Origin of the sequence: Paenibacillus sp. FSL R5-0908 (assembly GCF_038006245.1) — a bacterium.
Classification (GTDB): Bacteria; Bacillota; Bacilli; order Paenibacillales; family Paenibacillaceae; genus Paenibacillus_AQ; species Paenibacillus_AQ odorifer.
In genome coordinates, this window is sequence record NZ_JBBOUV010000001.1 from 761,883 (window position 1) to 774,060 (window position 12,178).

The 12,178-nt window shown below is 45.6% G+C and carries 11 protein-coding genes; 7 read left to right on the plus strand and 4 right to left on the minus strand.

Features of this window, described 5'->3' with window-relative positions:
* Window positions 1-64 precede the first annotated feature (64 nt).
* Window positions 65-544, minus strand: a complete 480-nt coding sequence (locus MKZ09_RS03505; protein ID WP_036676791.1) for a GAF domain-containing protein — start codon at window positions 542-544, stop codon at window positions 65-67.
* Window positions 545-772: 228 nt separating this feature from the next.
* Here MKZ09_RS03505 and MKZ09_RS03510 point away from each other — a divergent pair, with 228 nt between their 5' ends.
* The 3 genes from MKZ09_RS03510 (at window position 773) to MKZ09_RS03520 (ending at window position 3,332) form a co-directional block, all read left to right on the plus strand.
* Window positions 773-1,054, plus strand: coding sequence for a hypothetical protein (locus MKZ09_RS03510; protein ID WP_036676794.1), 282 nt, complete (start codon window positions 773-775; stop codon window positions 1,052-1,054).
* Between the two features lie 184 nt (window positions 1,055-1,238).
* Window positions 1,239-1,793 carry a GNAT family N-acetyltransferase gene (locus tag MKZ09_RS03515; protein ID WP_076138403.1) on the plus strand — a complete coding sequence of 185 codons (555 nt, stop codon included), beginning with the start codon at window positions 1,239-1,241 and terminating at the stop codon, window positions 1,791-1,793.
* A 30-nt stretch (window positions 1,794-1,823) separates the two neighbouring features.
* Window positions 1,824-3,332, plus strand: a complete 1,509-nt coding sequence (locus tag MKZ09_RS03520) for an MDR family MFS transporter (protein WP_076124409.1) — start codon at window positions 1,824-1,826, stop codon at window positions 3,330-3,332.
* A gap of 490 nt (window positions 3,333-3,822) precedes the next feature.
* Here the strand turns inward: MKZ09_RS03520 and MKZ09_RS03525 are convergent, their stop codons facing one another.
* Together MKZ09_RS03525 and MKZ09_RS03530 are read right to left on the minus strand one after the other, a co-directional pair.
* Complete coding sequence (locus tag MKZ09_RS03525; RefSeq protein ID WP_143767373.1) at window positions 3,823-4,029, minus strand: hypothetical protein; 207 nt, start codon at window positions 4,027-4,029, stop codon at window positions 3,823-3,825.
* Window positions 4,030-4,130: 101 nt separating this feature from the next.
* Window positions 4,131-4,598 (minus strand): MarR family winged helix-turn-helix transcriptional regulator, encoded by a 468-nt coding sequence (locus MKZ09_RS03530; protein WP_036676802.1) that lies wholly within the window; start codon window positions 4,596-4,598, stop codon window positions 4,131-4,133.
* Between the two features lie 349 nt (window positions 4,599-4,947).
* Here MKZ09_RS03530 and MKZ09_RS03535 point away from each other — a divergent pair, with 349 nt between their 5' ends.
* The 3 genes from MKZ09_RS03535 (at window position 4,948) to MKZ09_RS03545 (ending at window position 8,447) form a co-directional block, all read left to right on the plus strand.
* Window positions 4,948-6,291: an MFS transporter gene (locus tag MKZ09_RS03535; RefSeq protein WP_076207543.1), complete on the plus strand. Its 1,344-nt coding sequence runs from the start codon at window positions 4,948-4,950 to the stop codon at window positions 6,289-6,291.
* A gap of 159 nt (window positions 6,292-6,450) precedes the next feature.
* A complete protein-coding gene (locus tag MKZ09_RS03540) occupies window positions 6,451-7,191 on the plus strand; it encodes an ABC transporter ATP-binding protein (protein ID WP_036676805.1) in 741 nt (246 codons plus the stop codon).
* The gene (locus MKZ09_RS03545) at window positions 7,170-8,447 is read left to right on the plus strand and encodes an ABC transporter permease (protein ID WP_143767372.1); all 1,278 of its coding nucleotides are present in this window, start codon (window positions 7,170-7,172) and stop codon (window positions 8,445-8,447) included. Before MKZ09_RS03540 ends, MKZ09_RS03545 begins: the two co-directional genes overlap by 22 nt.
* Before the next feature lie 448 nt (window positions 8,448-8,895).
* Here MKZ09_RS03545 and MKZ09_RS03550 read toward each other — a convergent pair whose 3' ends face one another.
* Window positions 8,896-10,164 (minus strand): BaiN/RdsA family NAD(P)/FAD-dependent oxidoreductase, encoded by a 1,269-nt coding sequence (locus MKZ09_RS03550; protein ID WP_076207540.1) that lies wholly within the window; start codon window positions 10,162-10,164, stop codon window positions 8,896-8,898.
* A 280-nt stretch (window positions 10,165-10,444) separates the two neighbouring features.
* Here MKZ09_RS03550 and MKZ09_RS03555 point away from each other — a divergent pair, with 280 nt between their 5' ends.
* Window positions 10,445-12,061 carry a two-component system sensor histidine kinase NtrB gene (locus MKZ09_RS03555; protein WP_081389167.1) on the plus strand — a complete coding sequence of 539 codons (1,617 nt, stop codon included), beginning with the start codon at window positions 10,445-10,447 and terminating at the stop codon, window positions 12,059-12,061.
* Window positions 12,062-12,178 lie beyond the last annotated feature (117 nt).

The window sequence follows — 12,178 nt, forward strand, 5'->3', positions numbered from 1 at the left end:
TATAGGTAGGAGATTCCTACAAATGAGACAGCCTATTTCTTATGCTCTATAGAGCAGAGCTGCTTTAGATAACTTCCGATACCAGGGCTGCGAACCGCTCCAGGAACCGGCGTTCCTCATCATCAAAACGATCCTTCAGCGGACTGTCGATATCGAGTACGCCAAGCAAACGATCATCCTTGATCAGCGGGACAACAATTTCGCTGTTTGAAGCGGCGTCACAGGCGATATGTCCCGGGAATGCATGCACATCTCCAACTACTAACGTGCGTCGTTCCGCAGCAGCCGTTCCGCAGACTCCACGAGACAACGGGATGCGGATGCAGGCAGGAAGACCTTGGAAAGGCCCGAGCACAAGCTCCTTGCCATCAAATAAATAAAAACCGGCCCAATTCGTATCCGGCATAGCGTGTTTAAGCAGTGCCGAAGCATTGGCCAGGTTGGCCGTAGCACTTGGTTCGTCCTTTACTAATGCTTCTAGTTGGATTAGAACCGCTTCAAACTGCTCGTTGCGTGTTCCATCGTAAGGCATAGCTTGAAACATGAAGCATCACCTTCCTGTACTTTAAATTCAAATATGAACTCCTAACTGTAATTATCAACATAGTACAGCTAGACATGATACGTCAAGCGACAATACCAATCTGTAACAATATGGAATGTTCCTTGAAGTCCATGAAATGCGGAACAGCTACAATAATGTTTCCGAGGATCGGTCAGAGGGTAATGCTAGTATAAATACCGAAGGCTATATAGCCGGAAGAGGTGGAATATGCGCGCTGATGTACAGAACTTGTTCATAGGAATTCATATGCTTTATTGTGCACGGGATAAAGATGTGACGATCTCAGAGATGCTGCTCGGACTTGAAGATCTGGGGTATCGTGTAGGAGAACGCGAAGTGAAACAGGAATTGGAAAAGCTGACACTGGACAACTTTCTGACTGCCCATACCGAAGGGTACAGTATTACGGGGACTGGAATTGAAGAGTTCAAGGATATTCGAGCCAAACTTCAGGTGTTATGCAGTGAAGTTATTCATGAAGCGGAATGAAATCATTGTAGTTAAGTTTAAATAAAAAGCGTCTGTATTAGGGAGTGTTTGCTCCCTGCTGCAGACGTCTTTTTACGTTAACGCGTAGAATTTGTTCTTTTCAATGTTAAAGAATTTAGAACTTTTATCTTAAGGATATACTCTTGAATGATGTATAATTGATAAGTTGAAGGGGGGCAGAGACTTGTATATCTGCAATGGAGTGATACCCACACTGGTCGGCAGTAGAGTGAAGCTGTGTGCTATGACTACTGAACATGCTTCAGCATTATATCAGGTCTGGTCTCATCCAGAGGTCACCCGCTGGCTGGGGGCTCCAGCATTATCCTCTATCGAAGAGACTAAGCAACTGATTGCATTTTTATCACAGATGGCTCAGGAAGAGGACAGCTTACGCTGGAGTATTGTAGGACCCGGTGGTGAAGTTATAGGGAGCTGCGGGTATAACTATTGGCAGTTACAGGGAGCTTACCGCGGGGAAATTGGCTGCGATCTGGCGCCTGCCTTTTGGGGGCTTGGATATATGAAAGAAGCGCTTGGTTTAGTGCTCAACTTCGGCTTCAATAGGATGGGGCTGAATCGGATAGAAGCGCTGTGTCATCCTGATAATAATCGTGCGGAGAGGCTGGTTCAAACGCTCGGCTTTCAGAAGGAAGGTATACTGCGTCAATATCGCCAGACCCCTTCCGGCTTTCAGGATGTGACCCTACATGCGCTTCTGCGTGGGGAATGGCAATGATTTGATTACATAAAGAGAGGGTTTGGAACATTGAAGTCAACAGGGGATTTAGAACGTAAATTAATACTGATAGGGGTGCTGCTAGCTACCTTTCTGGCTGCGATTGAAGGAACGGTAACAGGCCCAGCGGGTCCAGCTATCGTAGGTGAGTTTCAGGGGATGCAGTGGCTTAGCTGGATATTCACTTCTTATTTGCTGGCAATGGCTATTACTACTCCTATTTTCGGCAAAATCAGTGACCTCTTTGGACGCAAGCCGGTGTTCATGTGGGGGGCAGCTGTTTTTTTATTAGGCTCATTATTATGCGGTATTTCGCAAAGTATGGAACAGCTGATCCTGTTCCGGGCAATACAGGGGATTGGCGCGGGTGCGCTCATTCCAATGACCTTTACCATCATCGGGGATATTTACAGTATTGAGGAGAGAGCGAAGACACAAGGATTACTTAGCTCTGTATGGGGGATTTCCTCTTTAGTAGGCCCTCTTCTTGGAGGATATGTTGTAGATTACCTAAGCTGGCGCTGGGTATTTGTCTTTAATCTGCCATTTGGTTTATTAGCAATGGTATTTATTGCCCGTTATTTGAAGGAAGAGAAGGTACGTCGGAAAGCACAAATTGATGTGGCAGGGGTGCTGCTGTTCGCTGCTGGTATGGGCGCATTACTCTTCGGTCTCTCTACAGGAGGACAGAATCTGGAGTGGACATCCCCACTGCTAATCGCAACTCTAAGTGTGGCTGTTATCCTGCTAGTCTTATTTTTCTTTGTGGAGCGTCGTGCTCCTGAACCTATGTTGCCGCTGGGTCTATTCTCGAACCGCAACATAGCGGTGTCTACAGGCGCTAACCTGCTGGTAAGCACATTAATTATTGGGCTTTCTACGTATGTGCCATTATGGGTGCAGGGTGTATCCGGAAAAAGCGCCGCCATCTCAGGTTTGCTACTGGCGCCGATGTCGGTAGGCTGGATGTTTGGTTCGATCGCCGGAGGGCGGATGATTCTAAAAGCAGGTTCGCGTCGAACCGCAATGCTTGGATTGATTATGATCGCTGCCGGGGCTATTGGCCTGGCTTTCTTAACAGGGGAGTCTTCACAGTTGCTGCTTTTATGCTTGATGCTGGTCTGTGGAGTTGGCTTTGGGTATTCTTCTACAGTCTTTACGATTATTGCGCAGTCCTCTGTTGCGTATGAGCAACGGGGAGCATCTACAGCGCTTAATGCGTTCACGCGTTCTTTAGGACAGACTGTTGGGGTGGCTATTTTTGGCTCCTGGCTGAACTTGAATATTGATAAGCTGTTAAGAAAACAACCGGATTCGAACATCTCAGGGGATGATATTAATAAGCTGCTTGGATCGCATGCAGGAACTAACCTGTCTGGGGAAGTATCAAACAGTCTGCGTGATGCCCTTGAAGGTGGTCTTCATTCATTATTTATCGTAATGGCAGTTTTCGCTGTTTTGTCGCTGATAATTTCCTGGGGTTTGCGCAAGGGTGTGCCTTCAGTAGAGGATGCTTCATCGTCCTTGAAAAAGGCATAACTTAATAGGTAGATGGCTTTTTAAATTGAATGAACCTTACGAATTAACTCTTGGAGGGGCGTACGGAATGACACATTGAATGACGCATGGAGAGACGCACGGGGGAGCACATGAAATCACGCACGGAATAGCGGACGGAGGGGCACGCCAGATTGATGTAACCTCTAGAGTAGAGAGTGGAGAGTAGAGAGTCGATGGAAGTAGTAGATAGACGCGTTTAGTTGTATTTCGTACAACTATAATCCTGTAGGTAACTCTTCAATGAATATAGCTGTATTTAGTACATCTATTTTCTTGATTTACTCGCCTAGGGGTGGTTTGTCTGGTTTTTAATTGTACAGAATACACTTAAAGTTAGAATAATCCGATTTGCATACGAAATAGCTGTACAGAATGCAGTTATTCCCTAAGTTATTATTCAGGTTCATCAAGATTGGGCGCTGAAAATATAGCGGGTTATATCAAAAGTCGGTTTTACCGAAAGTGGATTTTACTGAGAGTGATAGTTACGGTCAGCTAGAAGGGAAATCCAATCTAAAGTGTGCTCGCCAAGTCCAATCGGAAGCGTGCTCGCAAGTCCTGTCGAATAAGGATGACTATGATCCGAGGTTTGCCAATAGCGGACCTCAAAGTCCGTCTTCGGCATCGACTTACCGATCATCTGCTCAAGTAAGACGGCGCAGAACAAAAAAACCAATAGGCGATTCTCAAATAAATCGGAGAATCGCCTATTGGTTTTCTTTTTACCATTAACAGAAATCAAGAATAGCTTGTCTGTAACACATAAATAAGCGACTCTTACTTACGAGGAAGAGGGGATAGCTTCTCAGCTTGTAGACCCATCTTTTTGAGCAGAACAATCATTTGTTCCTTCTCATCATCATTCAGACCGCTGAAAGCAAGATGCAGGCGTTCTGAATATTTCGGATACATCTCATTCATGAGACGTTCACCTTCCGTAGTCAGCTCCGCAAAAATCACACGGCGGTCGCTCGGACAAGGCTTACGCTGCAAATAGCCGCGTTCCTCAAGCTTATCGATTACGTAAGTAACGTTGCCGCTTTGCAGCAGCAGCTTGGCGCCAATTTGTTGAATGGGTTGTGGTCCCTTATAGTACAACACTTCCATAACGGCAAAGGCAGTCGGATTAAAACCTTCAATTTTGCTGCCGGTAACAGCATGTTCATTAATGCTCTTAAAAGACTTGGCAAATACCCGGTACAAATGTAGTGTTAATTGCGTATCACGTTCGTAAGATTGTATCATGCTTCTCCACCCTCTATCGTTAATCATGTGTGAACTCATCGCACAGTTTGCAATCAATAGTCATTAGTGCACGGGTTACCTGTGCAACGAACCTTGAGATAACCTTAGAATACGTGAAAGAGCGAATGAAGAACATGTGATTTGTCACAATGAGCACACTTTTAATTATTAAAAATCAAACAATTTTTTAAATACGATAAAAACGAAGGTTTTTTTGATTTCAGTCTTTGAAAGGATAAGAATTTCAGCCTTAGGTTCAAGCGCTATTTACGCCTCCAGACGGATGATTGATGTTCTCCAATATTTTACTATTACTTCATCGAGAAATAGTAACGGGGAGTGAAGTAAGATGGAGGAACAACTGGCTCATGATTCAAAAGAAGGAAAGCTGACGGCGAATAAGCCCTTTATGCTGCTTATTGCCGCACAGCTTGTATCGAATGTGGGAGACTGGTTGCATATACTAGCGCTACTGACAATGGTAGGTTTTAAATGGAATGCTACACCGTGGGAAATTACGGCTATATCTTTATGTATGGCTGTACCGTTGCTCTTAGGAGGACCGTTTGCAGGTTATTTAAGTGATCGTTTTAACCGCAAGGCGCTGATGATTGGTTCCGATCTAGCTCGTGCAGGAATCGTTGTTTGTTTGGTATTTGCAGGTTCTCTCTGGCAGGTATATGTCCTGTTGGTAGCTAAAGGGATCATGGATGTACTCTTTTCACCAGCCAAAAGCGGAAAGCTCAAGGAGCTTGTCCCTGCGGCCCAGATGGATAAAGCCATGGCGCTTAGCTCATCTATTGAACAAATAACCAAAATTGTAGGTCCTGCTCTCGGTGGACTGCTGGTTGCCGCATTTGGTATTGCCGCTTGTTATGTGATTGACTCGGCTACCTTCATTTTATCGGCGGTCATCTTAATAGGACTGCCGCGTGCGGCTGCACTGAAGAAAGATGCAGCCAAGGATAGCGCAGGGGAGAATGGTGCTCGGAAGTCTTTTCGCCAAGAAATGTCGGCGGGTCTGCAGGTGATCGTGGGAATGCCTGTAGTACTATGCGGGATTGCTATGCTGGTGCTAGTGCTGCTAATGCTGCAAATTGGTGATTCGCAGATTGTAACGTTATTCCGGGAGATTCCGGGTGTGAACGGTGATCTGCTGGGTTGGTGTGTGGCAGCCAGTGGTCTTGGCACCTTACTGTCAGCCCTGCTTGTAAGCCGTATAGGCAGTGGTAAACATACGCTCGTCTTCATGGGATTGGGAGCTGTAATTATGGGGGTTGTTTTCTCAAGTGCAGGAATTGTAACTGCCCACGGTCAGGCTGGACTATGGATGAACATCGCTTTGTTTGGTTCTTTTATGTTTGCTGGTGTGGGGGCAGGCCTTGCGTTTATTCCCTTCAATTCTATGCTCCAACAACGGACCCCTGCGGAATACACGGGTCGTGTATTTGGAACTATAGGCAGTCTAACAAGTGCGGCTGTTATCTTGGGACCTGTAGCCGGTGGGGCTTTAGTTACAGCGTCAGGACCTGTCCCGGCTTTCATTCTCTCTGGTTTACTTACAGCCCTGCTCGGAGTGTTACTGTTAATGCTGCGTGGTAAAATCGAGCGTAGAGATGAAGCGGTAATTAAACGTGAAGAAGAAATTTCAGCAACAAATAACCTAGAGCTTCTCGGGCAGACCTCTCTTTAATGGGAGGTTTCTTTTTAAATATGAGAGTAGTTCTCTTAGCTGTGAAAAAATCAGTTTGCTTCCTTGGAGAAAGTATATATAGTACGATTAGAGAAGCTATCTTTCTGGATTGGGATTTCGATAATAATATTCATTAGAAATATTTAGGAGTTGGCGAATATGGAGAATGTAGAAATAACAGGGGATACCGAGAGCGACGAAGAGATTGTACTCGATGTTGAGATCGATGAAGCAGGCTATGAAGCAGGTGCCCCATGCATATTCGATATTTCATTTCAGGTGCGGCGTGGACAACTGCTCGGACTAATCGGACCAAACGGTGCGGGGAAAAGTACTACAATCAAAACACTGCTCGGTTTGCTTAAGAATACCAAAGCTAAGGTCTCCTTTAATGGAGTTAATAAATCCTATGCTTATGTACCAGAGCAACCGGTGTTTTATGAGGATCTGACCTTATGGGAGCACTTAGATTTGGCTGCTGCTGCTTATGGACTAAAATATGAGCAGTTTCAAGAAACGGCGGAGAGGTTACTGAAGCAGTTCGGTATGAACCATGTCCGTGATGATCTTCCAGCTGGTTTCTCTAAGGGTATGAAACAGAAAATGATGCTGATGCTTGGCTTTTTGGTACAGCCGGATGTTTATATTGTGGACGAGCCTTTTATCGGCTTGGATCCTCGGGCCACCAAAGATTTCCTGCGGCTGCTGGAAGCGGAGCGGCAGCGCGGGGCTGGTGTATTAATGTCTACGCATGTATTGGATACTGCTGAGAAAATTTGCGATGATTTTGTGCTGATCTCGGGTGGCAGGGTTGCCGCTGCTGGAACGCTCGAAGATATACGTGATTATGCTGGGCTGCCGGAGGCGTCGTTGTTTGATTGCTTCGACGAACTGACATGAGTAAGCAGAAGCAGCGAGGGTTTGCTTTTCCTACCTCCAAAAAGCTATTCTGGCGGCGATTATTTTCTCATTGGCGTGAGCAATCTGCTATTATTCGTACGGCTGCCGATTGGACTGTGCTGTTATATATACTGATTCCCGGGGGATTTCTGGGAGGACGGTTATATTACGGGTTCTGGAACGAGGCACTGCCAGCTTGGAGTGCAGATTTGCCGTTTATGTTGATTCCTTCAGTATTAGTGCTCCTGCTCTGTAGAGGGGGACTGGTGCTATTATTGCAGGAAGGCGATCTATTATTTCTTAGACAACGACAGCGATGGATAAATACGATCATGTTTCGCGGGTTGCTGTACAGCCTGATCGTAACATCGTTGAAGTTCTGTGTAGCTTTTGTGCTGTTATTACCTTTTCTGGTTCGGGGATATGGAATGCTGTCATCCGAGGTATGGGCACTGTTCGCTCTGACTCTGGCATGTAGCTGGTGCATTAAATTACTGGGGCATATTGTAAAAGTACAAAAGCAAGGCTGGCGGCGCTGGCTATGGCTGATCCTAGCCATCTCCGTTCCTTGTGGGATTTATTTCCGTGCAGCTACGTTTTGGAACAACAGTCCAGTTTTTATGCTGCTGATTGCAGCACTCTTTGCAGTCGTAGCGGTAATCGCTCTTCAGCGGCGTATAGTGATGCGTGGGACGTTCATGAACGATGTGCGTGAAGATTATAAGCAGCGGATGAAAATAGCGGCCCTATTACTCCGCGGCGTACTGGATAAGCCACGTCCAACCCGCCATAAGCCGTGGATTTTCCGGAAATCACAGCCTTTGCTAAAATCAAAAACTGCCGAGAGCCGTTTCTCTGCGGCAGCGATTAAGGCACTTGTACGGAATCCTGCCCATTTAAAGCTCTACTTATCGTTTACTGCTGTGTCCCTTCTAGCGATATTTATCATCCCGTCAGGGTTCAAATGGCTGGGCTTTATAGTTTTAGTTTCTCTCATGACCAATTGGCTGTTGTCGTTCTGGTCGTTATTCGTGGGAGATGATTACATCGGAATTCTGCCGTTTACGAAGGAACAAAAAGCCGAAGCAGGGCTGCGTGCGGTCCCTATCTTACTGCTTCCTTTTTCAATCATTTGTTCTGCGCTGATCTGTATTTCCTTATATGGATGGTTTGGGATTATCCTGTTCATCCCGCTAGGTTATATCGTTGCACTGTTTAGCTCTAGAATATTTGGAACATTTCGCTTAGCGAAATAAAGATATAAATAGAACGGAAGAGTGCCCCATATGCCTTGAAAAGGCTGCTGGGGCACTCTTCTTTTGTTGATTTGATTCGATCTATTGTGCGCACGTACGTACGAGGTACCTAGCTAGCCTATGGGACACAGCTGCCCTTAAACATACTATTATTCCACTTTTGGGATGCTAACGGACTCCATAGTTGCTATTGCCATGAAAAACACCCTATATGAGCCTCATTATAAGGAATAGTGTCGTTGGAGTCCGAAACCCTGCCCATAAGGTGATAAATTCACAAATAACGTCATCTGGGTCCGAAGCAGCAGTAGCTGATTAGGACAGACGCTCCACATAGCAGCTGACGAACCCAAAATAGAGGTGCGATTCTCCAGTTAATGAGAGAATCGCGCGGACCGCCATTTTCAAAGTAGCAAGCTGCTTAGAGGATATCACGTTGCACTAGAGATTATCCCAGTCGAATGTCAGCAGCATGCTTGCCTGCTGTATAACCTGTTGAGAAGGCTGCCGTTATATTGTAGCCTCCAGTGTATCCATGGATATCGAGTACCTCGCCGCAGAAGAATAACCCCGGCATAAGCTTCGATTCCATTCTTTTGGGATCGATCTCCTTCAGATTTACCCCACCGCCGGTAACAAAGGCCTCGGATAGAGAACGGGTGCCATGCACATAAACCGGCATCCGTTTCAAAATCCCAGCCATTAGAAGCAATCCATTCTTGGAGACGTGATGACCGGTTGTATCTCCATCTAAGTCAGCTTTAGTCAGCAAGAGGGGGATGAGACGTTCTGGCAACAGCCCTTTCAGCGAATTGCGGATCGCTTTCTTTGGTTCCTGATCCAGCTTATCCTGCAACATAGATTCTACTTCCTGTGCGTTCAGATCAGGGAAGAGATCGATGGACATCTCCACCGTATCTGTGCCGGATTTACGTTGGACTTGTCTCAGAAATTGGCTGCACCGCAGTGCAATGGGTCCTGATAATCCGAAATGGGTGAATATCATATCCCCTCGATGAGAGATGACCTTCTTTCCTTTAGGATTCCACACAGTAAGGGCTACATCACGTAGCGACAGGCCTTGCAGCTCGCCGGACTTAATCCATTCTTCCCGTGAAAGAATCGGCACCTCTGTCGGGAACAGCTCGGTGATCGTGTGCCCTGCGGCTTCTGCCCAAGGGTAACCATCTCCAGTGGAGCCGGTCTGTGGTACAGACTTGCCTCCGGTGGCGATGATAACAGCAGTGCAGGCGATCGTCTTGCCCGAGCTCAGCTGGACTCCCTTAACAGCCCCTTCGTCATAGATTATTCTTGAGACGGGACTGTCGGTCATAATCTGCACGCCTAGACTCCGTACTTTGCTGATTAGGGCAGAGACGACACTAGAGGCCTTATCGGAAACGGGAAACATCCGCCCGTTATCTTCTTCTTTTAATGCAATGCCTAAACCTTCAAAAAAGGCGATGATATCCTGGTTATTAAAATGGTCGAAGGCACTATACAAAAAACGCCCGTTTCCTGGAATATGGGCGATTAGCTCGTCTCTTTCCTTGATGTTGGTAACATTGCAGCGTCCGCCACCAGATATTCCGAGCTTTCGGCCTAGTTTTGCTCCCTTGTCGATTAGCAGGACGGATGCCCCGTGTTCTGCAGCGGCCACGCTTGCCATTAGACCCGAAGGGCCGCCCCCAATGACGATCACATCGTAATTGCTCATGAAATTTTACTCCTTTACATGTTAAGACACGGAAGCCTATTCCGCGGGTATTCCTAACGGAATCATACCATTCTGATTCACATGTAACCAGTCTTGTCCAATCATTAGGTGATTATCGTTGTCAGGAGAGTAATCCTGTGCTTTAATCTAAGCATGTAGGGTAATTTGTCCATTTTGGGGTGTGATTGTAATTATTGGTGCGGTTAAGGATATCTTATTGCAAATATCGGCAGCATGCTCCTTTCTTTTTCTTTTTCAGTGGTGGGTGGACCGTAGATTTGTGACTCGGAAAAAGGGGAAGCTCCCAAATGATCAGACCTTTTTGATTTTGGCGTGTACGTTTAGTCTTATCCTGTGCTCTCTTCTTTCGACAACTTTGTTTGGTGTAGCCTATTTAAATTTAGGATTAATCCCTGCGTATATTGGTATTTTATATGGAACTACCCGTTCGGGCATTTTACTGTCCATTTTTTTGCTTATCTGCAATGTAATCATCGCGGAGCCCACAGGAATCAGTAATGTGATATTGAATTCAGGGGTTTTATTATATCCGCTGCTGTTTGGACTGGCCAAACCTTTTAAGAAAGGTACAGTAGTTGAGAAGATCGGTATGTTATGGATGATTCTTTGTCCAAGCATGCTATTTATTGCGTTAGTCCCTATTATAGGCGGGAAAAATATATATGAATCTAATTCCGTGCAAGCATTTCTAATTACGGTATATCTGTTTTTCACCATCGCTTTAGGTGGTATTTTTGTATATTATGTTGAGATGGTTAGAAGTAGATTGCAGGATAAAGTACAGATGGAGAATATCAGTGAAAGTTTCCAGTGGGAGTCCGAGAAGCTGCAGCAGATTACCAATGTAGTTCCTCTGAGTATTATGTCTCTGGATGAACGCGGAGTTGTAACTGATCTTAATGATTGTATGCTAGGAATGATGCGGGCTCATTATCCCAATTTACGAAAAGAGGATATTATTGACGAGCCGGTAAAAAAGTTTTTTCACAGCTCAGTGGATACACAGGCATATATGCGGGTAAGTGATAATATCCGCTCTAAACGGCGTTCCAGTGAAAAAATGATTCATGAGTCGCGCATCTATCAGATTTATTCAGCGCCGTTAATGCATAAGAGCTCAGGGGTAACAAGTGGTGCTGTAATTATTGTGCAGGATATGACCAATGAGGAAAAACTACGTGTAGAGCTGGATCATGTGGAGCGTTTGAGCTTGGTCGGGCAGATGGCTGCTGGAATTACCCATGAGATTCGTAATCCTATGGCGGTAGTTCGGGGTTTTTTGCAGCTGATGAGAGAAAAGAGTGCTCAAGAATTGGATTCTTATTATCAGATTGTGATGGAAGAGCTGGACCGCGCTAATAGTATTATTAATGATTTTTTATCCTTGGCACAGAGCCGGGTTTCTGATAAAGAGAAGGTGCTGCTGCACCATATTATAGAAGAAGTTAGTCCATTGCTGTGGGCTGATGCTAATCTTCGCGGTCAAAGTGTTGAATTGAAGCTGAGCCCATCACTGCATGAATTGGAACTAAATGTCCGGGAAATCAAGCAGCTTATTCTCAATTTAGGACGTAATGGTATGGAGGCTATGGGGCCCAAGGGGGTGCTGACGCTGGAGACACGTAGTACTCATGATAAAGTAGAGTTGATTGTCACCGATAGCGGCGTTGGTATGTCAGAAAGTCAACGCGAGAAGCTGTTTTTACCCTTTTTTACGACGAAAATTCAGGGCACAGGTCTAGGCTTATCCTTGTGCCTAAGTATTGTGGAGCGGCATAACGGTAAAATAAATGTAGAGTCTGTAGAAGGAGAGGGTACGGTATTTACGATTTCCTTCCCATTGGATAAGGAGGAACCCAGCGGGGTTCGCTCGTAGATTGAATCACCCTCTACAGCATCTCTTGCTTTCACAGAGTATGAATGTATAATAAAGTTAGTAAGTACTGCTGTAATATTATCTGACAAACAGTTGAAAAGTGAAGGAGAGTGCAGA

Coding starts and splice junctions, on each gene's coding strand:
- MKZ09_RS03505 (WP_036676791.1), bottom strand. CDS start 544: ATGTTTCAAGCTATGCCTTACGATGGAACACGCAACGAGCAGTTTGAA.
- MKZ09_RS03510 (WP_036676794.1), top strand. CDS start 773: ATGCGCGCTGATGTACAGAACTTGTTCATAGGAATTCATATGCTTTAT.
- MKZ09_RS03530 (WP_036676802.1), bottom strand. CDS start 4,598: ATGATACAATCTTACGAACGTGATACGCAATTAACACTACATTTGTAC.
- MKZ09_RS03535 (WP_076207543.1), top strand. CDS start 4,948: ATGGAGGAACAACTGGCTCATGATTCAAAAGAAGGAAAGCTGACGGCG.
- MKZ09_RS03540 (WP_036676805.1), top strand. CDS start 6,451: ATGGAGAATGTAGAAATAACAGGGGATACCGAGAGCGACGAAGAGATT.
- MKZ09_RS03550 (WP_076207540.1), bottom strand. CDS start 10,164: ATGAGCAATTACGATGTGATCGTCATTGGGGGCGGCCCTTCGGGTCTA.